This is a genomic window from Nonomuraea sp. NPDC050643 (genome assembly GCF_040654715.1).
Classification (GTDB): Bacteria; Actinomycetota; Actinomycetes; order Streptosporangiales; family Streptosporangiaceae; genus Nonomuraea.
The window spans coordinates 21,015-44,851 of sequence record NZ_JBFAIM010000092.1; the positions used below are offsets into that span (position 1 = coordinate 21,015).

General features: G+C 68.2%; 25 protein-coding genes and 3 pseudogenes. 13 read left to right on the top strand and 15 right to left on the bottom strand.

Annotated features, from left to right (window positions below; translation table 11 throughout):
- Nucleotides 1-155: 155 nt before the first annotated feature.
- Together AB0I15_RS60125 and AB0I15_RS60130 are read left to right on the top strand one after the other, a co-directional pair.
- Nucleotides 156-329, top strand: a complete 174-nt coding sequence (locus AB0I15_RS60125; RefSeq protein ID WP_358118278.1) for a hypothetical protein — start codon at nucleotides 156-158, stop codon at nucleotides 327-329.
- Between the two features lie 36 nt (nucleotides 330-365).
- Nucleotides 366-794 (top strand): DUF4267 domain-containing protein, encoded by a 429-nt coding sequence (locus AB0I15_RS60130; RefSeq protein ID WP_358118280.1) that lies wholly within the window; start codon nucleotides 366-368, stop codon nucleotides 792-794.
- 343 nt (nucleotides 795-1,137) lie between these two features.
- On the opposite strand, the gene AB0I15_RS60135 is transcribed toward AB0I15_RS60130, so the two are convergent.
- The 3 genes from AB0I15_RS60135 to AB0I15_RS60145 are packed head-to-tail and all read right to left on the bottom strand — an operon-like array spanning nucleotide 1,138 to nucleotide 3,108.
- Entirely contained in the window at nucleotides 1,138-1,575 is a 438-nt protein-coding gene (locus AB0I15_RS60135) for an SgcJ/EcaC family oxidoreductase (protein WP_358118282.1), read from the bottom strand.
- A gap of 4 nt (nucleotides 1,576-1,579) precedes the next feature.
- Nucleotides 1,580-2,599 (bottom strand): helix-turn-helix domain-containing protein, encoded by a 1,020-nt coding sequence (locus AB0I15_RS60140; protein WP_358118284.1) that lies wholly within the window; start codon nucleotides 2,597-2,599, stop codon nucleotides 1,580-1,582.
- Nucleotides 2,566-3,108, bottom strand: a complete 543-nt coding sequence (locus AB0I15_RS60145; protein ID WP_358118286.1) for a group II intron reverse transcriptase/maturase — start codon at nucleotides 3,106-3,108, stop codon at nucleotides 2,566-2,568. Before AB0I15_RS60145 ends, AB0I15_RS60140 begins: the two co-directional genes overlap by 34 nt.
- A gap of 242 nt (nucleotides 3,109-3,350) precedes the next feature.
- On the opposite strand from AB0I15_RS60145, the pseudogene AB0I15_RS60150 reads away from it, so the two are divergent.
- Nucleotides 3,351-3,942 (top strand): annotated as a pseudogene (locus tag AB0I15_RS60150) (transposase).
- A 31-nt stretch (nucleotides 3,943-3,973) separates the two neighbouring features.
- Here AB0I15_RS60150 and AB0I15_RS60155 read toward each other — a convergent pair.
- The 4 genes from AB0I15_RS60155 to AB0I15_RS60170 all read right to left on the bottom strand — a co-directional run bounded on the left by AB0I15_RS60155 (nucleotide 3,974) and on the right by AB0I15_RS60170 (nucleotide 7,700).
- Nucleotides 3,974-5,023 (bottom strand): WD40 repeat domain-containing protein, encoded by a 1,050-nt coding sequence (locus tag AB0I15_RS60155; RefSeq protein ID WP_358118288.1) that lies wholly within the window; start codon nucleotides 5,021-5,023, stop codon nucleotides 3,974-3,976.
- A gap of 259 nt (nucleotides 5,024-5,282) precedes the next feature.
- On the bottom strand, nucleotides 5,283-5,840 hold the full coding sequence (locus AB0I15_RS60160; protein ID WP_358118289.1) for a DinB family protein: 558 nt from the start codon (nucleotides 5,838-5,840) through the stop codon (nucleotides 5,283-5,285).
- Between the two features lie 498 nt (nucleotides 5,841-6,338).
- Nucleotides 6,339-7,067 (bottom strand): LuxR C-terminal-related transcriptional regulator, encoded by a 729-nt coding sequence (locus AB0I15_RS60165; protein ID WP_358118291.1) that lies wholly within the window; start codon nucleotides 7,065-7,067, stop codon nucleotides 6,339-6,341.
- Nucleotides 7,068-7,199: 132 nt separating this feature from the next.
- Complete coding sequence (locus AB0I15_RS60170; protein ID WP_358118293.1) at nucleotides 7,200-7,700, bottom strand: cupin domain-containing protein; 501 nt, start codon at nucleotides 7,698-7,700, stop codon at nucleotides 7,200-7,202.
- Between the two features lie 313 nt (nucleotides 7,701-8,013).
- Here AB0I15_RS60170 and AB0I15_RS60175 point away from each other — a divergent pair, with 313 nt between their 5' ends.
- The gene (locus AB0I15_RS60175) at nucleotides 8,014-8,637 is read left to right on the top strand and encodes an NmrA family transcriptional regulator (protein ID WP_358118294.1); all 624 of its coding nucleotides are present in this window, start codon (nucleotides 8,014-8,016) and stop codon (nucleotides 8,635-8,637) included.
- A gap of 41 nt (nucleotides 8,638-8,678) precedes the next feature.
- Here AB0I15_RS60175 and AB0I15_RS60180 read toward each other — a convergent pair whose 3' ends face one another.
- On the bottom strand, nucleotides 8,679-9,059 hold the full coding sequence (locus AB0I15_RS60180; protein ID WP_358118296.1) for a hypothetical protein: 381 nt from the start codon (nucleotides 9,057-9,059) through the stop codon (nucleotides 8,679-8,681).
- A 67-nt stretch (nucleotides 9,060-9,126) separates the two neighbouring features.
- Between AB0I15_RS60180 and AB0I15_RS60185 the strand changes: the two genes are divergently transcribed.
- Both AB0I15_RS60185 and AB0I15_RS60190 read left to right on the top strand, forming a co-directional pair.
- Nucleotides 9,127-9,675, top strand: a complete 549-nt coding sequence (locus tag AB0I15_RS60185; RefSeq protein ID WP_358118298.1) for a hypothetical protein — start codon at nucleotides 9,127-9,129, stop codon at nucleotides 9,673-9,675.
- Nucleotides 9,676-10,120: 445 nt separating this feature from the next.
- Complete coding sequence (locus AB0I15_RS60190) at nucleotides 10,121-10,843, top strand: transposase (protein ID WP_358118300.1); 723 nt, start codon at nucleotides 10,121-10,123, stop codon at nucleotides 10,841-10,843.
- Here AB0I15_RS60190 and AB0I15_RS60195 read toward each other — a convergent pair.
- Together AB0I15_RS60195 and AB0I15_RS60200 are read right to left on the bottom strand one after the other, a co-directional pair.
- Nucleotides 10,811-11,938: a winged helix DNA-binding domain-containing protein gene (locus tag AB0I15_RS60195; RefSeq protein WP_358118301.1), complete on the bottom strand. Its 1,128-nt coding sequence runs from the start codon at nucleotides 11,936-11,938 to the stop codon at nucleotides 10,811-10,813. The genes AB0I15_RS60190 and AB0I15_RS60195 overlap by 33 nt on opposite strands.
- A 4-nt stretch (nucleotides 11,939-11,942) precedes the next feature.
- Nucleotides 11,943-12,512 (bottom strand): winged helix-turn-helix domain-containing protein, encoded by a 570-nt coding sequence (locus AB0I15_RS60200; protein WP_358118303.1) that lies wholly within the window; start codon nucleotides 12,510-12,512, stop codon nucleotides 11,943-11,945.
- Between the two features lie 60 nt (nucleotides 12,513-12,572).
- Here AB0I15_RS60200 and AB0I15_RS60205 point away from each other — a divergent pair, with 60 nt between their 5' ends.
- From AB0I15_RS60205 to AB0I15_RS60220, 4 genes are all read left to right on the top strand, one after another.
- Nucleotides 12,573-13,142: a dienelactone hydrolase family protein gene (locus AB0I15_RS60205; protein ID WP_358118305.1), complete on the top strand. Its 570-nt coding sequence runs from the start codon at nucleotides 12,573-12,575 to the stop codon at nucleotides 13,140-13,142.
- 20 nt (nucleotides 13,143-13,162) lie between these two features.
- Nucleotides 13,163-13,918 (top strand): DinB family protein, encoded by a 756-nt coding sequence (locus AB0I15_RS60210; RefSeq protein WP_358118307.1) that lies wholly within the window; start codon nucleotides 13,163-13,165, stop codon nucleotides 13,916-13,918.
- Between the two features lie 1,231 nt (nucleotides 13,919-15,149).
- The gene (locus tag AB0I15_RS60215) at nucleotides 15,150-16,220 is read left to right on the top strand and encodes a helix-turn-helix domain-containing protein (protein ID WP_358118309.1); all 1,071 of its coding nucleotides are present in this window, start codon (nucleotides 15,150-15,152) and stop codon (nucleotides 16,218-16,220) included.
- A gap of 112 nt (nucleotides 16,221-16,332) precedes the next feature.
- Nucleotides 16,333-16,908, top strand: a complete 576-nt coding sequence (locus AB0I15_RS60220) for an RICIN domain-containing protein (protein ID WP_358118310.1) — start codon at nucleotides 16,333-16,335, stop codon at nucleotides 16,906-16,908.
- Nucleotides 16,909-17,372: 464 nt separating this feature from the next.
- Here the strand turns inward: AB0I15_RS60220 and AB0I15_RS60225 are convergent.
- The 3 genes and pseudogenes from AB0I15_RS60225 to AB0I15_RS60235 form a co-directional block, all read right to left on the bottom strand.
- Nucleotides 17,373-17,740: pseudogene (locus AB0I15_RS60225) on the bottom strand (transposase); the annotation flags it as partial.
- Between the two features lie 960 nt (nucleotides 17,741-18,700).
- Nucleotides 18,701-19,153, bottom strand: a complete 453-nt coding sequence (locus tag AB0I15_RS60230; RefSeq protein ID WP_358118312.1) for a sulfatase-like hydrolase/transferase — start codon at nucleotides 19,151-19,153, stop codon at nucleotides 18,701-18,703.
- Between the two features lie 45 nt (nucleotides 19,154-19,198).
- A pseudogene (locus AB0I15_RS60235) lies at nucleotides 19,199-19,460 on the bottom strand (sulfatase-like hydrolase/transferase).
- Between the two features lie 272 nt (nucleotides 19,461-19,732).
- Between AB0I15_RS60235 and AB0I15_RS60240 the strand changes: the two are divergent.
- Nucleotides 19,733-20,128, top strand: coding sequence for a hypothetical protein (locus AB0I15_RS60240; RefSeq protein WP_358118314.1), 396 nt, complete (start codon nucleotides 19,733-19,735; stop codon nucleotides 20,126-20,128).
- 212 nt (nucleotides 20,129-20,340) lie between these two features.
- Entirely contained in the window at nucleotides 20,341-20,922 is a 582-nt protein-coding gene (locus AB0I15_RS60245) for a hypothetical protein (protein ID WP_358118315.1), read from the top strand.
- A 500-nt stretch (nucleotides 20,923-21,422) separates the two neighbouring features.
- Here the strand turns inward: AB0I15_RS60245 and AB0I15_RS60250 are convergent, their stop codons facing one another.
- Nucleotides 21,423-22,085, bottom strand: a complete 663-nt coding sequence (locus tag AB0I15_RS60250; RefSeq protein WP_358118317.1) for a helix-turn-helix domain-containing protein — start codon at nucleotides 22,083-22,085, stop codon at nucleotides 21,423-21,425.
- Nucleotides 22,086-22,186: 101 nt separating this feature from the next.
- Here AB0I15_RS60250 and AB0I15_RS60255 point away from each other — a divergent pair, with 101 nt between their 5' ends.
- Nucleotides 22,187-23,395 carry a cytochrome P450 gene (locus AB0I15_RS60255; protein ID WP_358118318.1) on the top strand — a complete coding sequence of 403 codons (1,209 nt, stop codon included), beginning with the start codon at nucleotides 22,187-22,189 and terminating at the stop codon, nucleotides 23,393-23,395.
- A 115-nt stretch (nucleotides 23,396-23,510) separates the two neighbouring features.
- On the opposite strand, the gene AB0I15_RS60260 is transcribed toward AB0I15_RS60255, so the two are convergent.
- Entirely contained in the window at nucleotides 23,511-23,777 is a 267-nt protein-coding gene (locus tag AB0I15_RS60260) for a transposase (protein ID WP_358118319.1), read from the bottom strand.
- Between the last annotated feature and the right edge of the window lie 60 nt (nucleotides 23,778-23,837).

The window sequence follows — 23,837 nt, forward strand, 5'->3', positions numbered from 1 at the left end:
ATCGGCTCCAAGCCCCCTCCAAATACCCGGGAGCAGCCTGAACACATCACAACCGACCAAGGCTGGAACACCTCGACGACGAGGAGGCCACCCTCCTCCCGCTCGCGGCCAAGCACATCACCCAACAGGAGTGGGCCTCCCTGGGCGACCATCTGGTGAACAACACTCCCAAGCTCACCCTGCTCACGCTCTTGGGCGCCGTTCTGGAAGACGCGAACCCGGCCGAGCGCGCCATCGTCCTCGGCGGCCTGCCCGCCCCGGTCCGCGTCATCTGGAACGTCATCGGCCGCCCCCGCTACGCCCGCCACATCCGCCGTGTCCGCGGCTGAAACCCTGCCTGGTCTGAACACCAAAGGAGAACAACCATGTCGCTGAAGAAGCTCAACACCGTCCTGGCCACCGCCGTCGTCCTGTTCACCCTCTACCTCGGGTCGTCCTTCGTCCTGCCCCTCGGGACGTCCTTCCCGGGCCTGCCGAACTGGCCCTCTGGCGACAGCGGCTTTCCTGTCGTGAAGGGCAGCCGCGAAATCGCGATGGGCCTGGCCATGGGCATCCTGCTGGTGACGGGCCACCGCCGCGCCCTGGGCTGGGTCCTGCTGATGGTGGCCGTCGCCCCGTTCGGCGACATGGTCAACGTCCTGGCCCACCACGGCTCCACGGCCGCCGCGTTCGGCATCCACGGGCTGACCTCGGCGCTGATCGCGGTCACGGGGTTGCTGACCCTCCGCGAGACCGGCAAGGCGCGCCAGGCCCAAGAGACCGCCACCCCGGCGCCCGCCGCGCAGCCCGCCTGACGTCTCCGCAGTGCGGCACGGTATTCCTGCGCATTTGTGAGAACGCGAAAGGGCCGCCGGCCGGGTGGGGCGGCCGGGCCATCTGCTCCGCTTCGTCCACCTCTCCAGGGTGGGCCCGCTCCGCTGGTCGTGTCCAGGTCGCGACCGACGGTGTTCATCGGCGGCCGAGACCCCTCACCGCGCCAGAACAGGTCGTCGTACAGGAAGTACGCCACCGATTCGGGGGAGTGGCGACCAGGGCGTCGAGGTTGGAAAGTGGAAGTCGTGCCCGTGCCAGGAGAAGGCCTCGACGTCGCACCCGGCCCGTCCACGGCGATGCCGCCCAAGCCCGCAAGCCGGAATGTCAGCTATTCGGCGTGAAGGATTCCAGGGCCGCCATGGTCTCCAGGGAGAGCAAGCGCGCATTCTCCAAGGCCACGACCACCCAGCGGTCCTCTCGCCACACCGCGACGAAAAGCTGCATGGAAAAGCGCGTGGGCGGCGGTTCTTCCTCGCCTGGCATCAGGATGCCGACGCGGCCGTGGACCACGCCCACGGTCGGACTGATGATCCGGGCGAACGGCACCTCGCCCCGCACCAGCCGGGCACCCTTCATCACCGTGCCGATGAGCTCCTCGTGCGCCGCGATCATCTCCGCGCGGCTTCGGTAGATGGTGCCCTCGAGCTCCGCGAACAGGGCGTCCTCGGCGAAGTCGGCGAAGAAGCCGGAAACGTCCCCACGGTTCCACGCCTCGTACATGCGGCCCGGAATGGCGTGCAGCGCCTCAACCGATGGTTCCATGTGATCACCTTTCTGCGATTCGTGGACCACCATCCTCATCGCGTCGGGCAGCCGGCGCATTGACTGTCCGTGCACGGTGACCGGCGGTCAGCGCCGCCGCGTTGTAGCCGTACGTCGCCTTGAAGATCCTGCTGAAATACGCGGGATCGACGAATCCCCAGCGCGCGGCGACGGCCGCGACCGTCCGGTCGCTTCGCGTCAGGTCAGCGCGGCATCGCTCCAGACGGCGCTGGCGGATGAGGGCCGCGACGGTAAGCGGCTGGTCCTCGAAAAGCTTGTGGAGCCGGCGTACGGAGATGTGGTGTGCCGCGGCGATCTTGGCTGGGGCGAGACTCCGGTCGGAAAGCCGCGCTTCGATGTACCCGAGAATACGGTCGCGCAGCGCCTCGTCGGGGCCCGGGCGCACGTCGCCTAACTGCGCCTCGAGCGCCACCGAGATCAGCTCGATCACCGCGGCCGCCGACCGGTCCGCCTCACGGGCACGAAATCCGGACAGCGACCGCGCCATGTCGCGAGCCAGCGACGACACCAAGGCTGCCGGGCCGCGATCGCCTCTGATGCGCACGCCGGCCAGGCGGGCGGCGTCGCCAGGGCGCAGCCGCAGCTCCCGCCGGGGCACCAGCATGGTCACGTGGGCGGAGGCGGTGCTGGCGAACCGGACCGGTCGTGCCGGGTCGATGAGGACCAGGTCGGTCGGCCCGAGATCGGCAGTGCCCTGGCCCTGCTCGACACGCGCCCGTCCCCGTGCCATCAAGTCGATCTGCCACAGCTTCTCGTCTTCAGCGCGGGCGCACTGAGCATCGCGAAAGCACTCGCCCTCAGGCGTGACCAACGCGATCAGCTTGACAGGGCCGAGTTCGCGGGCCACGACACTGGCCTGGAACTGTCCGGTGTCATGCCGCCCACTGAGCACAGGCGGTAATCCGGAAGCCGCCAGCTTCTCCTGAAAAGTCTCGATGCCAATGAACACGAAATCCACGGTAATGCCGATCAGCGACCTCCAGCCGCCATCAGCCTTGCCCATTCCGGTTTCTCCGACCGTCCCGGCTTGTCGAGGTCGGCGAGTTTGCGCACGTGGTGGATGTGGAGTCCGGTTCGTGCGTCGCACATCTCGCATTTCCCGGCAAGGAGCCGTCGGATCAGCTCGTTCTTGCCGGTGCTCAGGATCGGCCTCCGGTCGAACAGGACGGCGGCGCGTCTGCGCCTGAGGGAGATTCCGCGGAAGCGGGCGACCCGTGCTTTCCGGCCGGGGCGCGGGACGGTGACCTCAAAGCACCGTCGCGGCCCCTCAGAGGTGGTTGCGACGGCCTGGTATTTCCGGGCCATCACCGCGACCAAGGAGCGGTGCTTGGCGGCCAGGGTCTTGAGCATCGAGATGGTCATCACCCATTTCAGCCGCCTGAGGCGGAGAACGTCCTGCGCCAGCAGGTAGTACTGGACCATGCCGCGGTACGCGGACCCGGACTTCGCGACGATCGAGTAGTCCTCGTCGCGGGTCAGCGGGCCGCGTGTCGCGGGCTTGCCTTTCCTCATTTACAAGGCGCGGTCGCCGACGGCCTCGAGATCACCATCCGCACCTCCAAGACCGACAAGGACTCGGCCGGCAAGACCATCGCCATCCCGCGCGGCAGCCATCCGCTGACCGATCCCGTCGTCGTCTGGCGCGACCGGCTCAGGAGGGCGCGCAGATAGGCGTGGTGAGGGATCCGGCAACAGAACGGGCACAGGTTCTGGTGATCGTGGAGCTGCGTTTCTGATGAACACTGGGGAGACCAGTGCCCGCGCTGCCATCATGGCTGACCGAACCGCTCTGGGATCAATTCGCGACTCTGCTGCCCGTGCGGTCGGCGTATCACCCGGATCATCCGCTCGGCTGCCTTCGCCTTGCGGATCAGCGACCGGCTTGTCTTCGACAAGCTGCTGCACTGGCTGCGTTTCGGCTGTTCTTACGAGGCGATCGCCGACACGGCATGTTCGGCCACCACGATCCGCAACCGTCGCGACGAGTGGATACGGCTGGGCGTCTTCGTCCGGCTCAAGCAGATCGCGTTGGAGTCCTACGACCGGATCGTTGGCCTCGTCCTCGATCAGATCGCGGTCGACGGCGCCATCACCAAGGCACCCGGCGGCGGCGAAGCCGCAGGACGCTCACCGGCCGACCGCCGATCCAGGCGCCGGCGCTGGCACGTCGAGCGCACCCACGCCTGGCAGAACGCCTTCCACCGCCTCGCCCGCTGCTACGAACGCCGCACCACCCTCATCGACGTCTTCTTCGACCTCGCCGACACGATCATCACCGTCCGCAGCCTCATCCGACGAGCATGGACGACCCACCGCTGGGACGAACGCCCGAACCGCTGCCCATGACCAAACGCCTATCCGCCCTCTAAATGAACCTCTACAACGGAAACTCCCAGAGGTGGACCGAGTCGTTGTGAGCACTACTAATGATCACCGGACGGCTGCCAAGATCGGCCACCCGCAGTCCGAACACCTCGCTGCCGTGCCCCTGGAGCGGCTGGCCCAGCAACCGGCGCTCGGCCAGGTCCCACACGCAGATGGTGCCGTCCCTCGCTCCAGTGACGGCGAACGCACGACCGTACACGGTGCCCGCGGTCAAGCAGCTGACTTCGCCTCCGGGCACGGTGAAGGGTTCGCCCCACTGGCTGGATTCGGGGTCTCCCAGCACGAGGCTCTGCCCGCCCGCTGCGACCACCCGCATACGACCGTCGACCGAGGCCAGGGCGAACTCGGTGGGCTCCTCGTCGAGGTCGTCAAATTCGACGAGGTGCCGCTCTTCCTCAATGTCCCACACCAGCACGCCACCGTCCCGGCCACCGGCTACCACGACCGGCCGGCCTGCCCACAGTCCCGCCGCGGCAGCGCTGCTGGCGCGCGACTGGCATTCCAGCTCCTCGATGTCCACGACAGAGTCATAAGGCGAGGGCTGCTCCGGCTCTGTCACCGAATCGTCCTCGTCGTCAAGGTCACCATCGCCGTCATCCCTGTCCTTCGGCTCGGCAACGGACGGGTCCCACAACTCCACGCCCCACGTGCCGACGAACCCCACGAGCAGCCTCGAACGGTCACCGAAGTCGGCTCTGACTACCGAGGCCATGCCGCCCTCTTGTGCGCTCAGCCGTACCTTGCCCGTCTCCAGGTCCCACATGGCGAAGCCTTGGTGGTCACCTCCGCCGCCGATCACGATCCGGCCCTTCACCACCGCGGCACCGAGCGCAGCGAGGTCCGCGCGGGGGAAGTCCTCGTCCGGCACGTCGAGTTCGAACTGAGTCCAGCGGTCGCGGGCCGGATCCCAGGTGCACGCAAGCCGGTCCATGCCGGGACTGCCGACGAGGATCAACCTGCCGTCGAGAGTGACGAGATCGAAGTCCATGATCTCGTGGCAGGACGGAGGCAGGCTGGAGATCAAGGGAGAGCGAACGGTCATGGCAACATCCTGCCAACCTTCTCTGACAATCGGCTCGCCAACGGTCTGCTCAGCACATCGATCCGGGCGGCGGCCAGCCGCCTGTCCGCGCGACCTCTAAGGCGCTTGACCAGGCCGGACACACCCCCGGAAGACTGCCTCGCCGCATCAACCGGCACGGCACGATCGGGCCCTCGCTCGGCTCTGATGTTAACGAACCGGCAGCGGTTCTACGGGTGGCATGTCCGAAGCTCGATCGCCGATTATCGAAAAGTCATATTCAGCGCGGTACGGCTCCGTCCTGCCAGCGGTAGAGGTCGCGCAGCAGGGAAATCTCGGCGCCGTGGTGGATCAGTTCCCTGTTGACGTGCAGGACGATGCCCTCCATGGGGGCCCGCTCGGGACCCACCGTGGGCGGATTCTCCAGGTCGGCGTCCGAGAGTTCGCGGACCCCCGCGTTCCATCTCCCGTACATCTCATCGAGCTGTTTTAGCGCCTCGTCAGCGGTCCCCGCGTAGGCGAATGTCTGGGAGTCGAGGTCCTGGCCGCCGAAGTGCCATCCGACCCGATAGCCCAGGCACGAGACGATGATGTGCGCCAGCCGCCAGGCAATCGTGGTCACCGGCGCCGGCACCGGGTCAGGGGACGCGAAGTCCATCGTCCACTCCGCCGAACCTACCGACATCGGTGCGGCCGACCTGCCACGTGGGCGGATGCTCCAGCAGTCGCGCACCGGCTCCCAGAAGTACTCCTCATCGGCAAGGCCGTCCAGCCGCGGCCGCAGGTTCTTGCGCCAGTGCCGGTCCAACTGCTCCGCGAGCCGCTCACTTCTTGTCATTTCGGCACACTACAGGTCAAGACCTGGCTGCGAGCGTCGCGGACGCCGTTGATACCACGGCATAGAGGCTGAACCAACCTGGCGGTTCGTAGAACTTCTCGAGCCAGTGCTGAAGAGGGTCTCTGGGACTCAGCCTGTGTCTGGAGTAGTCGCGTCGACGGCCGATCTCCGTGATCAGTCTGTCGTGAGATTGTCCATCGCCGGCCAGCCCTCGCCAGTAGGGGAGAGTCGGAGCCCAGCAAGAGCGACGATCTCCGGATAGGTGATCTCGCCGGTGGCGGCGGCGCGTGTTCGGGGGCCAGATCGTGGCGTTCTGAGACGCGGGTGCAGATGCTCTGCACCGGGCCGGTGAGCTGGACCAGCCCGGTGGCGACGTCGATCCGCGTGCCGTGCCGGTCATCCCTCGCGATCGCCTGCGCCGTCTCGTCCGCGGCGCAACGGTACAGGACACATATAGTATGTGGCATTAACTATCCGGGTGGGTCCGCTGGGGCGGCGCTACTTCACCACGCCGCGCAGATAGGTCAGCACCGCCAGCACCCGCCGGTTGTCGTCGGCGGTGTCGGGCAGGCCGAGCTTGGCGAACACACTGGCCACGTGCTTGCCGACGGCCGCCTCCGTGATCGACAGGGCGCGGGCCACGGCGCTGTTGGAGCGGCCCTCCGCGATCAGGGCGAGCACTTCGCGCTCGCGGGCGCTCAGACTGTGCGTCGGCTCGTTGACCTCCCTGGCCCTGGCCCAGGTCCGCTCGAACAGGTCGACGAGGGCGGTGAGCAGCCCCTGCTGCCTGATGACCAGGGTGCCCGGCGCGTAGGCGAACGGGGTCAGCCGGAGGAACGCCACGGCGTGGTCGAAGATGAGCAGTTGCTGGATCGGCTCGTCGACGACCCGGTGCAGGTCACCGGCGGCGTGCAGGTGCCTGATCCGGGTCGCCTTGTTCGGGTCCTCCATCACGCTGACGTGGACGATCGTGCGCATCTTCATCCCGCGCTCCAGGGCGTCGAGCACCCTGCGCCTGCTCGCCCGCTCCTCGGGCCCCTTCTCCGCCGACACGTACAGGGGGTGCAGGGCGCGCAGTTCGCCGGCCGCGGGGACGACCTTCGCGATCTCCCGGCGTACGAGCTCGTCGTCGTCCAGCCGCTCGACGTCGACGGGGATGCCGCGCAGCTCGCTCACCACCTCTTCCAGGCGGCCGACCAGCCGGGCCATCGAGACGTTCTCGTCCACATGCCTCCTCCGCAGGCCGCGCCATCCTCATATGACGCGGTCTTCCCGGAAATCCTGGCATGTGTTCCGCATTATCGGAGCACGCGGAACGCCGGCCGCCCCGGGGCGGCCGGCGGATCCTGACGGCTCACGTCATGCCGCGGCACCTGGGAAGTGCAGCGTCCAGCCGGGATCGACGCGGTGGCCGGGCCGAACTGGTTGCGGCCCTTGCCGTTCCAGACGTGCGGCGTGCCGGTTTCCTGGTGTACGGCGCCGACGCCTCGTCCGCGCCGTCGTGATGGGCTCGCTCGCCGTTGATCCAGGTGCGCCCCCCATGTCCGGGGCCTCGGGCAGTGCCGCGCCGGCCGCGGTCGTCCGTCGGGGGCCGGGCTGAACGACCACCTGGACGGGCGTACGGGGATCATCGGTGAAGGTGAACGCGTCCGGGCCACGCATCATCGCGATGTCGCCCGCGTCCAGGCGTACGGCTTCGCCGGCGCTGGGCACGACCCAGGGCGTCCCTCGCAGGACGGCGACGCGGTTGAGTGGCGCCCTGTCTCGCACCTGCACCGACCAGGGTGGGTTCTGGATGGTTCGCAGTACGAGCGTGTCTCTTGCCCTGGCTCCGTCGAGCAGGATCGAGAAGGGGTTCACCGGCTCAGGATAAGTCGCACGATCATGTGCCTGCGCGTTTCGACCATGGGCCCCTACCTTGGCGTTCTGGTGGACTGTGGAGCATGACAGCGACGACGCCGACCACGTTGGTCCTCGCGGGGACAGGCAAGACCGGACGCCGGGTCGTGTCCGGGCTCCGTGCGCGTGACATACCGGTACGTGTCGGTTCACGCAGCGCTGACCCGCCTTTCGACTGGCAGGACGACTCCACGTGGGAACCCGCGCTGCGAGGCATGGACTCCGCTTATGTAGCCTTTATCTTGATGCGGCGTTCCCCGGCGCGGCCAGAACCGTGGGCTCCTTCGCAGAACTCGCGGCGGCCTGCGGCGTTCGGCATCTCGTCCTGCTCGCCGACCGTGGTGCCGCCGAGGCCGAGCGGTGCGAACAGGCGGTGCGGGACTCGGGTACGGAGTGGACCATCGTGCGGGCGGGGTTCATCACGCAGAACTTCAGCGAGGCGTTCCTCCTCGAACAGGTCCGGGCCGGTGTGGTCGCGCTTCCGGTCGGCGACGTCGCGGAGCCCTTCACCGACGCGGAGGACATCGCGGATGTCGCCGTCGCGGCGCTGACCGAGAACGGCCATGCCGGCCGGATCCACGACGTGACCGGGCCACGGCTGATCACCTTCGCCGATGCCGTCGATGAGATAGCGAAGGTGACCCACAAGGAGGTTCGTTATCTGCCGGTCACGCCCGAGGGATTCGTCTCGTCGCTGACCCGGCGAGGCGTGGCGGCCGAGTACGCGACGCAACTGACCAGCCTTATGGTCGAGGTCTTCGACGGCCGCAGGGCCAATGTGACCGACACCGTCCAGCGCGTTCTCGGCCGGCCGCCCCATGACTTCACGGAATATGTCCGCGCAACCGCCGCGACCGGAATCTGGGATGCGCACGCCGAGTCCTCTGGTGGAGCCTGACCTGCTGGGGGAGTCACGACAAGGCTAGAGCCGGAACGCGGTCACTCCGAACGCTTGGCCGGTTGGCGCCGCCACCAAATGATGCCCAGCAGGAGCACCGTGCCGATCGCGGCGATCACCAGGCAGATCGCCGGTGAGAGCGAGGTGAGGTAGGCCAGCCCGGCGAAGAGCAACGGCGCGAAGAAGAGCCCGTCGATCACCGGGTGTGCCCGGGACCAGCGCGTCAGCCGCTCTGGCGGTAGCCAGCTGATGGCGGCGAGGGTTCCGTACGTGATCGCGGCGATGACGGCCATGACGACGCCCCGCTTGTCGTACATCCCGATCGTGATCAGCACGGCGACAGGAGGGAGGATGACGCGAGGCAGCCACCGCAGGCTCCGGCCGGCGGCGCTCGGCGGCGCGGCGTCTTCGCGATCGGCCACGCGTTCAGGGAACACCGCCAGAAAGCGGCCGTCAACCGAGGGCGTGCCGAGCGATCCCGTGCTCGGCATGTCGACCCTGATGGACCACTGGACGACAGCCGAGTCAGCCAGCTGGAACCGGCGCCTGTCCGCGCTGGTCTCCTTCACCACCTGGGCCCAGCGCCAAGACCTCCCCGCGACCCACCTCGGGCGACGCAAGACCACCCGCCGCGGCGACCGTGCCATCCCCCGCGCTCGGCTGGAGACACTCCGGCACCCGCCGCGTGAGCGAGCCCTGTGGCGCCTGCTGGACGAGACGGCGGCCCGGGCCGAGGAGATCCTCTCTCTCGACGTTGCCGACCTCGACCTGGAGTACCGGCGCGCCCGCGTCGTCTCCAAGGGCGGCGCCAACGAGTACGTGCACTGGGCCACCGGCACAGCGCGCCTGCTGCCCCGGCTGCCGTGGGGCGGAACTGGACCATCGCCGTGTCCCGGCCGGCTGTCGCTACCTTGCCGCTCAGCAATCAGGAGCGTTCGGCAGATGATCCCCACCGTTCACCTGGAACAAACTTGTCGAGCGAGAAACGGCTGCGCGAGGAAAGCGGCGATGGTCATCTTGGGCAGTCAAGCGAACTAGCTGGTCAGCCGCTTGAAGGTCTGTCAGGCACGTCAGGCAGGTGGGTTCGGCGCGGTTCCGTTGATCTTGCTTGGTGACCAGCAAGCGAAGACCCCGGCAGCGGCGGCTGGCGGGGTCGTGATGGTCAGAGTGGTGCCGGAGTTTGGTCACCCGAGTTGGTCGGCCCCCTTCAGAAGGCGCCTGCGCCCTGCTGGCGATCCTGAAGGGAGGGGACGCGCTGGCACTCTCTAGTGGAATTGCGATCTTCGTGGTAGCGTCCGCCGCGTTGATCATGTTCCCGATCAAGGAGATACGATGCGGAAGATACTGGTCACGCTCGTCGCTGCTGCGGTAACTGCTGTGGTCTTCGCTCAGCCGGCGCTTGCAGGAAGTTGCCTTCCCACCTGAAGGTTCGGATGCTGACCTCGTCAGAGATGCTCATGTCTGAATTCATTCACTTCGGTAGATGATCTGCGGAAATCGTGAAGGGCTTCCCAACGACGCGGGAAGCCCTTCGGCTTGCTGGGGGACTCGCGCGAACGTGACAGCCGGACAAACAAGATCTCTCGTGCTGCTGGAAGATCTTAGAGAGCGGTTCGAGAGTTCATGCCTGCCTGGTGGGCGTGGCTCTGCTGGGATAGCGGCGCATCCCTCGGTCGGCGGCCACCAGGGCAGATACGAGATGCGGGAAATCGTCAACGCCCTGCTGTACCAGGGTCGCACCGGCCGCCAGTGGAGCATGTTGCCTCATGACCTGCGGCCTCGGAGCGCAGTGGTGTACTACTACACCGCCTGGCGCAGGGACGGTATCGACAAGACCATCCATGACGGGGTCCCGGTAGCAATGTCGTCCGGGTTCCGGGTCAGCGGGACCCCCATGATTGCGGCGTTGTTGACCAGGATGTGCAGAGGGCCTGCCAGGCGGCGGCGAACGCCGCCACCGACACCTGGTCGGCGAGGTCCAGCACGGCGACATGTACCTGCCTGTTGCCGGTGCCGGCGACGATGTCGCGTGCGGTGCGCTCGCCAGCGGCCGGTCACGGACCAAAACCGGCTCTCGGCGGGTGGCATGCTCGCGCGCACCATGAGCTGGAGCGACACTACTCGTTTGGGTCGTGTGCCGCGATTTCTTACCAGCTTCTTACCAGCGGGCCATCTACCGGAGGATCCGTACCTCCGCACCGGGTAGATCGGACCACCAGCGGTCATAGCGGCGGTAAACCCCCGGCTCGCGGTCGGTCAGCAGCGCCGCCAGCGCCTGCGCTTCGGCGGCCAGTTCGTCCCACACCTGGCCGGGCAACGGATGGAACGCGGTGGCCTCGATCCCATCCCCGGCCGGTCGCCACACGCCGGCGACATAGCCGTCGACCAGGAGCGTCGGCAGGACATCGCCGTTGGTTCGGGTGACGAGCCTGCGATACTGCGGCGGGATGACCCGGCTGCGGTCGGCATGGGCGAGCAGGACGTTGTCCCACATGGGCAGCAGCCGTGCCGGGGCGGGCGTGTCCTCGGCCGGGCGAGGCGTGCCTGGCAGGTCGAACAACTCCGAGCCGTCCGGCCCGGTCAGCCGCTGGAGTGTGCCTGCGAGGGCGTCTATCGCGCCGCGGGCGCGCTTGCGGGTCACCAGCGCGAATTGCGCCACGTCGACAGCCGATGCCGGGCCGAACCCCTCCAGATAGCGCAGGACCAGCCTCTGCAGAGCCTGGTCGGCTTCCGCTCCGAGCGTCGGCGGGATTCCGGCGGCGACGTAGGCCGGGCGGGCGCCGAACGACCACGGCGCCCCGGTGGCCGCGTGCAGGAGCGGCGCGTAGGTCCGCAGCGCCCACCACACGCCCTTCGGCGGAACGCCGAGCCGCTCTTGGATCCATGACTGGATCTCGTCCGCGAACCGGGGTTGGTCCGCGAAGGCCAGCAGGTCGCCGACCAGTGCGTCAGCGTCGGCGGGGGTGATGCCACTGCGCGTGAAGCGCGGGTCGCCGAGCCGGGCGCCGCGCAGCGAGGGCTGCATCGCCTCATGGAGGTGGGGGTGGTCGTCGGCGTGAACGGCGTGCAGCGTGATCCGCAGGAGCGTGGCCTTGACGATCTTGCGGTCGGTGAAGGCGGCGTCCAGGTCGGCCGGGTCGAACGCGGTGATCCGATTCCATAGGGCCAGGTACGGTGAAGCCGCATGTTGCGCCTGCAGGGCGACCATCCGGCGCACCGCCTCGGCGACATCGAGGGCCTCCCGCCCCAAAAGCAACTGGCGGGCGAGGGTGGACCGGTTGAGTTCGCGCGCTGTGAGCATGCCGTCATTCCTCCTCGACCGGCAGGGTCGGATAGTCCGTCATGGGATACAGGCCGACGGCGAATCCGTAGGTCGTCTCACCGGAGCGAGGCATCAGGTCGAACTCCTGCACGAGGTCCTTGATCCGGTGCCAGAACTCGGTCGCCCGATCCGGCGAGATGCGGGCATGCCGGATGAACGCGTGCAGTTGGTGAGCCTGATAGGCCGCGGCGGATTCCTTGGCCGCGACCTCGAAGTCGTTGAAGTCCAGCGGCAGCGGGCCGCCGCCCGGAGCTTGGCCGACGCCGACGTAGAACATCCGGGCCGTGCGGCCGTAGTAGCGCTCGTCGATCGCCCGCACGCGCCGGGTGCGTACCACGTACAGCAGCCCGGCCTCGGCCAGGACGTTGACGTGGTGCGCGACCGTGCTCTTGGGCCGTTTGACCGCGGTGGCCAGCTCGGTCACGGTCGCGGCCCGCTCGTGCAGGAGGCCGAGGATCGTGGTCCGCAGCGGATCGCCGATGGCCCGGACCTGCTCCGCAGTGGTGAGCACGATCGTGTCGGCGAGCTCGTAGTCGGGAACAGTGATTGACATATCCAGATTAATCTACCATCTTCGACTGTTCGGGATATCTGGTTCATAGGAGGCGACCGCATGGCGGAGATCTTGCTGTTTCACCACATTCAGGGGCAGACAACCGGGTTCCTCGCCTTCGCCGACGAGCTACGCCAGGCCGGGCACACCGTGCACACACCGGACCTCTTCGCCGGGCGCACCTTCGCCCGCCTGGACGACGGCCAGGCCCACGCCGAGAAGATCGGCTTCGACAACCTTCTCGAGCAGGGTGTCCGCACTGCCGACACCCTGCCGAACGAGATGGTGTACGCCGGCTGGTCGCTCGGTGTCATGGCGGCCCAGACGCTGGCGCAGACCCGGCCGGGGGCCCGCCGGGCGCTGCTCATCGAGGCCTGCCTACCCGCCTCAGAGTGGCCGGAGGAGCTGCCCGTGCAGGTCCACGGCATGGACGCCGACCCCTTCTTCGCCGGCGAAGGCGACCTTGACGCGGCCCGCACCCTGGTCGCCTCGGCCAAGCACGGCGAGCTCTTCGTCTACCCGGGCGACGGGCACCTGTTCGCCGACGCCGGCCTGCCCTCCTATGACGCCCACGCGACCGCGCTGCTCATGCGCCGCGCGCTCGACTTCCTCGGCCGAACCGCACCATGACGGACAGGGATACTGCCTCAATGGCTGCTGAATACGCCCAGAGTGACCAGTTCCGTGGTGCCCGCATTCACCTGTGCGACCTTGCCGGTCTAGAGATCCGCGATTGCGAGGTCAGCGGTCTGAAGATCGTCGACTGCTATGGGAGCGACATCTACCTCGGTGGCGACTTCGAGCGTCTCGTCGTCAACGACGTCGACGTGACCGCCTACGTCGAGGCCGAGCTCGACCGGCGGCACCCCACGCGGGTGCTGGCGCGTGACGCCGCGTCCCCCGATGACTATCGGGCTGCTTGGGATGCCATCGAGACGCTGTGGGCGACGACGCTCGACTGCGCCAGGCTGTTGCCCGAGGCCAAGCTGCACGAGCAGGTCAACGGCGAGTGGTCGTTGGTCGAGACCCAACGGCACCTGCTGTTCGCCGGCGATGCCTGGCTCGGCAATGCCGTGCTGGAGGAGGAAGCGCCGTACCACCCGTTGGGCCTCCCCGGCGGCGGGATGCCGCCCGACGCCAGGGCGAAGCTTGGTCTCGCTCTCGAAGCCACCCCGACGCTCGACGAGGTGCTCGCGCCGCGGCTCGCCCGCATGGCCACGATGCGGCGTGTCGTGGACGGGCTCACCGAGGCCAAGCTCGATCGGGTATGCGGTCGCAAGCCGGCGGACCCGTATCCCGACCAGGAGTACGTCGTGCGCCGCTGCCTCAAGGTGGTGCTGGAGGAAGAGGCCGAGCATCACCGTTATGCGGTGCGCGACCTCGCCGTACTCGAGGCCGGTGCCTGAACTGGCGCTGACCCCGGCCGGAAATGACCTCCAGTTGATCAGTGGGTACGGCGGCGGGGTGCCAGGACCTCGGTGGCCAACGGCTGGCCCATCGGCGCGATCAGCGCTCACGCCGTGCAGGGGTCACGGGCCACCGCACCGTGGGCGCCGGCTTCGAGTCGAACCACCTGTCCGGTACGGCCGTCGCCCGGCCGCGTTCCCGCTGAAGGGCGCGGAAGGGCTGTGGCCGTACGAGGAGCTCATCGTCCGGGACATCCTCCTCGACTGCGCGGGTACGGTGCGCTGGGTTGCGGACCTCACACCGGTGAAGGTCTCGCACTTCCACATCGACGTCCCTCCGGGTGACCGGAGGCTGGCCGCGGCCGCGAAACGGCTGCGCGCGGACCCGCCCGCCACGGCGGCGCCCCTGGCGGGAGCGGCCACGGATCCGGGGACACCCGCGCGGCGCGCCCGCGCCCGTGATCTCGCCCGAAACAAGCCGGCTGACTCCTGCCGCAACATAGACGCGAGGCAGGTCCACCGCGGCAGCGCGGCACGGCATCCCAAGGCGGCGGCACCGGGGCGGTACGGAAGACCCAGGGACCCAGGTGTCGGGGATGCGTGGAGCGACGGTTCTCGGCAGTCGCGGCGCTTATCCCGAGCCCGGCCGCGCCTGCAGCGGCTTCGCGATGGACTTCGACGGCTTCCGCCTCGTGCTCGCCCACTGGCCGGACGGTCGGCTCGACGCCGTCGTCATCACTCACGAGCACCCCGACCACTGTGTCGACCCGCACACCCTGTTCCGGATCCGGCACGCGCTCCCGGTTCACCTGCGCGGTCTACATGCTGTCCGAGGGGGAAGGGGGCTTGAAGAACGCGGTGGTCGGCGCCGCGGACAAGGGCGGGAGCGACGGTGCGGCGGAGGCGGCGCCTGCAGGTAGAGCGGCCTGACGGCGATGATGTGACCTTGCTGGGCGCCGGGGGGTCGGTGTTGGTCATGCCCGGATCACAGCCAACCCGCCGACGGGGTTGAAGGTATGCCGGATGGGTCCGGATCTGTGAGGCTACGCTGCCGGTGAGCGGGGATCTGGGCCGATCCGTCCGGGATCCGGATGACGGAAATTGCTTGTCGGGACGGGAAAGGCTTCCATGGCGTTGTGCGGATGCCCGGCGTCTCTGACACTGTTCTCCAGGATCGGGCAATCGGTATGGTCAGGAACGTGCACCTCCCCATCCACTTGAAGGAAGGGACATGCCACCTCGTTCTGGCGGCGTGCTGAGGATCGTCTTCACCTCCGAAGATCTCGCGCTCACCCGGCCGGCGACCCGGACCGACCTGCTGTGGGAGATGCTGGGCAGCCTGCACCGGCTGCAGGCCCGCGACGGCGGGCCGACCATGACCGGCTGGCGGCGGCAGGCCCGGGCCCGGCTGGCCGAAGCCGGCCTGCTGACCTCCGTCCGCTCCCTGCTGCTGCCCCTCGCGCCCAGAGGGCCGTACTTCCCCGACTTCCTCACCCCGATCGAAGCCCAACTCGGCGACGAGCAGGCCTTGCACGCGCTCACGGACACGCCCGGCACACGGATGCGGGCCGAGATGGAGCTGCTGCGCCGCGGCGCCGGCCTGCCCTTCGCCGGGCTAGCCGACCTCGCCCGGGGGAGTCCGCAGGCCATCAAACGGCTCGGACAGGCCGTGGCCGGCTACTGCGAGGCGGTGCTCGCACCGCACCGGCCGCAGGCCGAGCCCGCCCTCGCCCACGAGCGCGCCGTTCTGCAACGGCACCTCGTCACCGGCGGCGCCGAGCAACTGCTCGCCCACCTGCCGCCGGCGATGCGCTGGCGCCCGCCCGTGCTGGAGGTCGACTATCCGGCCGGCCTGGACCGGGAGATCCACCTGCGGGGGCGGGGGCTGACGGTGATCCCGTCGTACTTCTGCCGGGGCAACCCGGTGGCGCTGGTGGATCCAGCGCTGCCGCCGGTCCTGGCCTACCCGATCCCGCGCCGCGCCGCCCCGATCGCCGCCGCGACCGCCGCCGGGGGAGAGGTGTTGGCGGCGCTCCTGGGGCGGACGCGAGCGGAGATTCTGAGCTGTGTCGTCCAGGCGCCCGGCTGCAGCACCGGCGAACTGGCCCATCGGGCGCGGGTCTCGCCGTCCACGGCCAGCGAGCACGCCCACGTGCTCCGCCAGGCCAACCTGATCGCCAGCGTCCGGCAGATCAACCTGGTGCTGCACTATCCCACCGAACTGGGTGCCGGACTCCTCGCAGGGCGGCCCGCCCGCGTACCAGCGTCTTTCGGCGGAGGCCGAATCACCCTCATCATCTGACCGCCATGCCCCGATGCTGGGGTTCGTCAGAGCCGGAGGAGTACGTACGGGGGCGTCATACCCGCGCCGACTTGTCCGGCCGGCCGAGAACCCGACGCAAGGGAGACGCACCATGCGCGTACCACGCACCAGGAAAGCCGCCGCGGTGATCATGGCCGCGGCACTGATACCGGCCGCCCACCCGGTGACCGCTCATGCGAGCTCCTCCGAGAGCGGCGTACGGGCTCAGGCTCCGGCATGCGTGGGCGATGGTCCCTTCATGTACAGGAACTTCAAGTCCGGGAAGGTCCTGTCGGCTCAGGGCGGCTTTGGCACCACGGTCGTCCAGGACACCGAATGGAGCCCCCACCCCTTCGTCCTCTGGCAGTACTGGTGCCGCATCCCCGACGGCCTTTATCGCAGCTACGAGAACATGCAGTACAACCTGAACATGGGAATCAGTGGCGGCAGCACCGCGGCCAACGCGTCGGCGATCCTGGCGAACCCGGCCGGCGACATCAACCAGGACTGGCTGCAGCGTGCCGACAGCCGCTACCCGGCAGGCGTCTTCGCACTGGTCAACCGCAAGAGCTCGATGTGCCTGGGCATTTCCAGCGCCTCCATCGAGGATGGCGCGCGGGCCGCACAGTTCCCCTGTGACGGGAAGCTCAACCAGGGCTGGTCGGAGGTACCCGTACCCGGATGGTGAAATGTCAGGGAGTCCTCGGGATGCGGAGAGCTCAGCGGAGGACTCTCATCGGCGCGTACAGGTGGGCGGGGTGACCACCGGTTGGCCGCGCCCATCACCTGCATGATGGCCTTCGGACGACTGGCTGAGTGCAGGAATTGGCGGTACGGCCTGCATGCCGGACCCTGACGGGGTTGTCACGTTCCGCATGGGATGGCAGCGGCCGGGGTGGGTGCCCGCTAAACCCCGGGGGAAAGCGGTGCGCTCCCAGCCGGTCACGACACTCCAGCCGGCACCCGTCCGGCCTTCCCCAGTCTGTGGCTCCCGGATGGGACGGGACCCCTTGGGCTTGACCTCGGGCTTCGCACCCACGGTTACCCATGGCGCACGACGAGGTGGGGACAGTCCTTGCGCACTGGACCGGATACTACGCTGTCGACCTCCTTCAGCGATTCTCACCATCTCCATGCGACTTCGTGTCACACGTCGTGGTCGTAGCCGCGATCGGCGAGCACTGCGTCGGGGCGCTGGCGGGGTCGGCCGCGCTCGCCGCGCACCTTCGGGATGGCGTCCAGCAGCGGGCGCAACGGGGTGACGTCGTTGCGGTTGGCACCGGTCAGGATCACCGCGAGCGGAATGCCGGTGGCCTCGGTGATCAGGTGATGCCTGCTGCCGGCCCGCCTTCGATCGACCGGGACCGGACGATCTGCGCCCCCCTTTTAACGCTCTGATCTGCGAGGAGCCCACCGCCGCCCGCGGCTCTCAGCCGATCGAGCAGCACCTCGTGCAGCCACTGCCACACGCCGGCCTTGTTCCACTCGGCCAGTCGCCGCCAGCAGGTCATGCCCGAGCCTCTGTTAGGCGCTCCAAGCGGCTCCCGTTCCATCCGGGAACGCGGGCGAGGGGAAGGCCGGACAGGTGGGCCTGGTCGAAAAAAGGCGCGAGCGGTGGTCGAAGATCGGGTGTCGACCGTGAGAGCACCGCTGGCCCCGAGGTAGAGAGGGCACCCGACCCGGTCGTGTCTCGCGCGAGTAGAACGTGGCAACCCCGTCAGGGGCCAGCCCAACGCTGGTAGGCCGACCGTAGGGAAGGCTGAATCCCCGGGCGGGTACAGGATGTCCAAGAAGAGAATGCCGGTTGAGCGCTTGCGAATTTCCATCCCGGCCATTTGAGGAATGCTCATAGAGCCGCCGCGCCCACGAATATGGCGCCCATGTATTTAATATATTCCGCCTGCTCATAACCTTTTCAGGATTGACCATCCAACCAGGGAGCATGATGCGCAAGATCCTCCTCGTCATCGCCGTCGCCATCGCCACTGCTGCAGCAGTGGCAGGACCTGCCGCAGCTCAGGTGATGTGGTAGCCCTAACACTGTGGCCAGGAGTCCAGGTGCCGGAGAATCCCGCACCCGGACTTCTGCATGATCAGAAGTCGATCAGCCCGCGGTTACGGAGGTCGTGGTCAACGCGGCGACCCCAATCCTCATACCGTGGCTCGACCAGGTCGACGCCGTGCTCTGGGCAGGTCTGCCCGGGCAGGAGGGCGATCACGCCGTGGCGGCCGCGCTGCTCGGGGACATCGAGCCAGCCGGCCGCCACCCCGGTCGAGGGCAGGCTCGAATACACCGAAGGCGCCTTTGCCGGCTACCGAGGCCACGATCGCGGGCCCGCGCCGGAGTTCTGCTTCGGACACGGCCTCGGCTACTCCACCTGGGAATACTCCGACGCTGCGATACTCGACGGCCAAGGCCGCCGCCTCGCTGCGACCGTCACCAACACGGGCGGCCGGACCAGCCGCGAGGTCGTCCAGGTCTACTTCCGTCCCACCGACGTCCGGCTGCTCTGCAGGTAGCAGTTCGCTTTGGCGAACGGCACGGCGATCCCGTTGTCGGGCAGGAATACTACCAGCGTGTCGTCGGCGGCGCCGGCCGCGTCCAGCGCGTGCAGCACCTCGGCGACCACGTCGTCGCAGCGGCGGGACGAGCTCAGGTACTCCCGCGCCACCTCGGGCAGCCCGGGGAGGAACCCGGGTACGTCCCCGACGTCGTCGGCCGGCCCGAAGACCTTCGACGGAGCCGGATACATGGCCCGCGCTTCGGCCGGAAAGCGGTCCAGCTCATCCTGGTTGCCGGAGTACGGACGATGCGGATCGTGCGCGTTGGCCATGAGGAACCAGGGCCGCCCCTGCGCGGCCGCCTCGTCCATGAACTGTCGTGACGCCTCGCCGTAGGCCTGCGGATCGCGTCCCATCCCGAGCTCGCGCATGCCGCGGGTGAATTCCCAGCCGAACGCCTCCACTGGCTGCAGGTGCTAGACCTTGCCGAGGATGCCCGACATGTACCCGGCCTCGTACAGGAGCCGGGTGAGGACCGGCACCTCGGCGGTGATCGGCTCGAAGCCCTGCGCGCCGTTGCGGTGCGGCCACCGGCCGGTCATGATCGCGGAACGGCTGGGCTGGCACACCGCGATCGCCACGTGCGCGCCCGAACGTCATCCCCTCCGCGGCGAGCTGGTCCAGGGCGGGGGTCACCTCCGCCGGGGCGCCGAAGCAACCGGGGGTGTCACCGCCCATGTCGTCTGCGGTGATCAGCAGGATGTTCGGTGGCGTGATGCCTCCTCTACGGCCGCTCAGTTCAAGGGTGGCGCGGACGTCACCCAACCCTCGGGCGAAGATGATCCGCCCCTCCGCGGGACACGAGTAGACACCGCGTTCGTGTCGATGATCGACCTGTTCCCGACGCTCTGCGCAGCGGCGGGCGTGCCGGAGCCGACGGGGCTGGATGGGAAAAGCATGCTCCCGCTGCTGCGCGGGAACGGCAGGACGGCCGGGACACGGTGTTCACGGTGTTCCGCGAGACGGCGGCGAAGGGCCGGTTCGAGATGACCTGCCGGCAGGACGACCGGTTCGGCTACATCTGGAATGAGTGGTCCGACGGAGCCCGGGAGTACCGGGCGGAGAACATGATGGGACGGACCTGGCCGGCGATGCTCGCCGCCGCCTCCAGCGACGAACGGCTCGCACAGCGTGCCCGGTTCTGCCGGCACCGTGTTCCGGAGGAGCTCTACGATCTCCGCGCCGATCCGCACTCGCTGGCCAAGCTGGCCGAGGATCCGAGCCATCGGGAGGGGCTCAAGGCCGCGCGGCGGCACCTGCTCGCGTGGATGGCCGAGACCGGCGATCCGCTCCTCGACACGTACCGCGGGTTCCTCCAGGACCTTGAGCAGCGGGTCGTGCGGTAAGCGAGGCCCGCTGCCGCACATCGCGCCGTCAAGACCGACGCTGAACGGCTGCCGGTCATCTCGGGCTTCTGCACCGTTCCCAGAAGTCCATCGGGAAATGGTTCGTTCCACCAAAAAATAGGGTCTGGCGTGGCATCTCTTTGTGATCTACCTTCCGGACAAACGATCAACGTGGTCGCCCGACGCGTGACCCTCAGGAAGGGTAAGACTTCATGGTCCGGACGATTCCGCGGCTTGCCGCTGTCGCCTCACTCTTCATCGCCAGCCTCGCCATCACACCCACGACCGCCGCGTGGGCGGCGTCCGCCTGCTCCTCGCCGCAAGAGAAGACCTTCTCCCTGCCCGGAAAGCCGGACGTGTGGGTGGGGGCCGAAATGTGCATCTACACCAGGGGTACGGGCAACAACCAGAAAACGGGCATGCTCAGCATCAACTGGTCAGGGTCGTTCCTGGGCGGCAAGCGGTTCGACAAGTTCGTCGCGGAGGTACGCGTCGAGCGCAACGACATCATCTACGGGAACGAGCTGTGCGACTGGACGAGCGATCTCAACAGCATCACCGACTCCGAGGGCGTGATGTGGGACTGCTACGCGTACTACAACTCGTCTCTCAACGGCGGGTGGACCGCCGACGGGAGGATCATCTATAACATCAACAACGACGGCAAGGGCGACTACGTCTGGAACCTCACCGGCTCACCCCGGGTCGCCATAGCGCCGGACGGCACTGAGACCCTGGAGCCGTCGGCCGAGGCGCCTTCGGTCGAAGAGGCACCCGACGATCCGACCTCCTGAGCCCCGACCGGGTGCGTGACAGAGCGTCCGGAACAACCCGAGATCGCGAGCTGCGGGCGGTGGCGATCCTGGTCTTCAGGAGTCGAAGAACTCCTCCACCCGCTCCGGGGTCGGTGGCGGCAGCTCGGCCGGGGAGTCATCGCCGACATGTCGGGAGGCGTTGAACCCAATCCATCGGGCGGACCAGCCGCACCCCGAACGCGGCCTCGATCTCGACGCCTCGCGGACCTGCAAGAACCGGTGAGACCGCAGCTCGACGACTACGAGCCGGGCCTGCTGCCAGGCATATAAGTGACGCCCGCGATGGGGTGACAGAGCAGGGGTGGTCCCGAGCATCGTCGAAGCGGACGCGCAGGTAGGCGTCGCAGAACCCGATGGTGGTGCCGGATGGGACATGTCCTCTTCAGCAGGCCACCTTGCCCGCCTGCCGGTCGCCTCCATCGCTTCCGGCGGCCGTGGTGGAGAACTTCAACAGCTTGCCGCGGCGGACATCGAGCCGGCTACTCCGCCATTTTGAGGTGGCGGTCCAGGTCGTCGAGGGTCAGTGGCTGCCGGCGCAGCGGCTCGGAGGTGTCCAGCGCCGTGGCGTGGAGGCTGCCGAGGAACAGCTCCAACTGTCGGTTGGTGATCAGCTCGTTCAGTTCGCCGCCGATGACGGGCAGCGGGCGGGACAGCTTGATGACGCCGAGCCAGATGTCGATGGGGTTGATGCCTTGGCGGAGCCGCCCCTCCTGCTGGGCGGTGCGGGTGAGCTGCTCCATCTGTTCGAAGAGCTGGTTGCGTCGCGTCTTCAGCGTTCCCCCCTCGCCGTGCGCGTCCTCCTCCAGGCCGGGGAGCAGTACCGGCATGACGATGCTGAGCCGCAACTCCACCAGGCGGCGTACGAGCTGCACGAGAGCGCCCCAGGCGTCGGGGTGCGCGGCGGTGGCGCGGTCCAGTTCCTCACCGACCAGGGTCAGGTTGTCCAGGGCGACCTGCCGGACGAGCGTGTGGCGGTCGGGGAAGCGGCGGTAAAGGGTCGCGATGCCGATGCCGGCGCGGCGGGCGATCTCCTCCAGCGGCGCGTGGAGGCCCTGCTCGAGGAAGACCTCGCGGGCCGCGATGATGATCTGCTCGCGGTTGCGGCGGGCGTCCGCCCGCAGCCGGGTCGTGTTCTCGGCCAACCGGTACCCATCTCCTTGATGTGGAGGGAAACCCTTCGATTGTGCTAGCTTACCGTCCACAGAAACCGAAGGGTTTCCCTCCACTTCTTGAGGAGAGGCTGATGTCCCAGGCCACGACACCTGACAGCCGGAGCTTCCCGCTCCCGCGGCAGTGCCCGTTCGCCCCACCGCCGGAGTACGACCGGCTGCGCGCCGAGGAACCCGTCTCCCAGGTGCGGCTGCCCACCGGCGGCACCGCCTGGCTGGTGACCCGCTACGACCACGTCCGCACCGTGCTGAGCAGCCCGGCGTTCAGCGCCGACGGCACCCGCCCCGGCTTCCCCACGCTTCTGCCGGGGCAGGCGCAGGTCCTGCAGCGCCCGCCGTTCATCCGCATGGACCCGCCGCAGCACAGCTTCTATCGGCGCATGCTCATCCAGGAGTTCACCCATAAGCGCATCAAGACGATGCGGCCCGGCATTCAGGCCATGGTGAACCGGCTGCTCGACGACCTGCTCGCCATGACCCCGCCGGTGGACCTGGTCGAGGCGTTCGCGCTCCCCGTGTCGTCGCTGGTGATCTGCCAACTGCTCGGCGTCCCCTACGACGACCACGAGTTCTTCCAGAGCAAGAGCAAGGTCGGCGTGTCAGGGACCAGCACCGCCGAGCAGTTCGCGGCCGCGTTGGGTGAACTGCGCGCCTACATGGACGGCCTGATCACCCGCAAGCAGCACGAGCCCGGCGACGACCTGCTGAGCAAGCTGGTCACCGAGCACCTGGAGCCCGCCGGCGAGCTCCGCCGGGACGAGCTGCTCATGATGTGCCTGATGCTGCTCAACGCGGGCCACGAGACCACGGCGAACATGATCTCGCTGGGCACCGTGGCGCTTCTGGAACACCCCGACCAGCTCGCCGCCCTGCGGAAGAACCCCGAACTGCTGCCCGACACCATCGAAGAGCTGCTGCGCTACCTCAGCATCGCCGACTTCGTCACCACCCGGATCGCGGCCGAGGACACCGAGCTCGGCGGCATTCCGATCCGCGCGGGCGAAGGGGTCATCGCCCTGCTGGCGGCGGCCGACTGGGACCCCGCGGTGTTCCCCGAGCCCGAGCGGCTCGACGTTCACCGCGGCAACCGGCACCACGTCGCCTTCGGCTACGGCGTGCACCAGTGCCTCGGGCAGAACCTCGCCCGGGCCGAGCTGGAGATCGCGTTCGCCACCCTGTTCGGGCGCATCCCCACCCTGCGGGTCGCCGTGCCGGTGAACGAACTGCCCTACAAACACGGCAATCTCGCGTACGGCATCCACGAGCTGCCCGTCACCTGGTAGGTGGAGCATGCGGATCACCGCCGACACCACCATCCGCATCAGCGCCGGCATGTGCGCGCTCACCGCGCCAGAGGTCTTCGACCAGGACGACGACGATGGCCTGGTCGCGGTACTCCTACCGGCTGTGCTCGCGCGCGCCGCCGATGCGGTCGCCCAAGGGGTCGCAGACCGCGCTGTGAGGTGGCAGGTCGTGTGGCAGGTAGCGCCATTGGCAGCCGGTCCGGGCCTGGTACAAGATCGCGTTGACGATTTCCCGCATGTCGTAGTGGCCCTGATGCCCGCTGACCGAGGGGTGCCGGCCCTTCCACGAGATGATGACCGGCCGGATCAGCTCCCATCGCTCGTCGGACAGATCGCTGGGGTACGGCTTCCGATCGCTCATAACTCTCAGTTGAGCGTATTCACACGGAACGTCAACCTGTTTCTGGAAAATCCCAATAAA

Excerpts from the sequence above, each read along its gene's own strand:
- AB0I15_RS60130 (WP_358118280.1), top strand. The coding sequence starts at position 366 with ATGTCGCTGAAGAAGCTCAACACCGTCCTGGCCACCGCCGTCGTCCTG.
- AB0I15_RS60135 (WP_358118282.1), bottom strand. The coding sequence starts at position 1,575 with ATGGAACCATCGGTTGAGGCGCTGCACGCCATTCCGGGCCGCATGTAC.
- AB0I15_RS60140 (WP_358118284.1), bottom strand. The coding sequence starts at position 2,599 with ATGGGCAAGGCTGATGGCGGCTGGAGGTCGCTGATCGGCATTACCGTG.
- AB0I15_RS60145 (WP_358118286.1), bottom strand. The coding sequence starts at position 3,108 with ATGAGGAAAGGCAAGCCCGCGACACGCGGCCCGCTGACCCGCGACGAG.
- AB0I15_RS60155 (WP_358118288.1), bottom strand. The coding sequence starts at position 5,023 with ATGACCGTTCGCTCTCCCTTGATCTCCAGCCTGCCTCCGTCCTGCCAC.
- AB0I15_RS60160 (WP_358118289.1), bottom strand. The coding sequence starts at position 5,840 with ATGACAAGAAGTGAGCGGCTCGCGGAGCAGTTGGACCGGCACTGGCGC.
- AB0I15_RS60185 (WP_358118298.1), top strand. The coding sequence starts at position 9,127 with ATGTCGACCCTGATGGACCACTGGACGACAGCCGAGTCAGCCAGCTGG.
- AB0I15_RS60190 (WP_358118300.1), top strand. The coding sequence starts at position 10,121 with ATGATCTGCGGAAATCGTGAAGGGCTTCCCAACGACGCGGGAAGCCCT.
- AB0I15_RS60195 (WP_358118301.1), bottom strand. The coding sequence starts at position 11,938 with ATGCTCACAGCGCGCGAACTCAACCGGTCCACCCTCGCCCGCCAGTTG.
- AB0I15_RS60200 (WP_358118303.1), bottom strand. The coding sequence starts at position 12,512 with ATGTCAATCACTGTTCCCGACTACGAGCTCGCCGACACGATCGTGCTC.
- AB0I15_RS60205 (WP_358118305.1), top strand. The coding sequence starts at position 12,573 with ATGGCGGAGATCTTGCTGTTTCACCACATTCAGGGGCAGACAACCGGG.
- AB0I15_RS60210 (WP_358118307.1), top strand. The coding sequence starts at position 13,163 with ATGGCTGCTGAATACGCCCAGAGTGACCAGTTCCGTGGTGCCCGCATT.
- AB0I15_RS60215 (WP_358118309.1), top strand. The coding sequence starts at position 15,150 with ATGCCACCTCGTTCTGGCGGCGTGCTGAGGATCGTCTTCACCTCCGAA.
- AB0I15_RS60220 (WP_358118310.1), top strand. The coding sequence starts at position 16,333 with ATGCGCGTACCACGCACCAGGAAAGCCGCCGCGGTGATCATGGCCGCG.
- AB0I15_RS60230 (WP_358118312.1), bottom strand. The coding sequence starts at position 19,153 with ATGCGCGAGCTCGGGATGGGACGCGATCCGCAGGCCTACGGCGAGGCG.
- AB0I15_RS60245 (WP_358118315.1), top strand. The coding sequence starts at position 20,341 with ATGGTCCGGACGATTCCGCGGCTTGCCGCTGTCGCCTCACTCTTCATC.
- AB0I15_RS60255 (WP_358118318.1), top strand. The coding sequence starts at position 22,187 with ATGTCCCAGGCCACGACACCTGACAGCCGGAGCTTCCCGCTCCCGCGG.
- AB0I15_RS60260 (WP_358118319.1), bottom strand. The coding sequence starts at position 23,777 with ATGAGCGATCGGAAGCCGTACCCCAGCGATCTGTCCGACGAGCGATGG.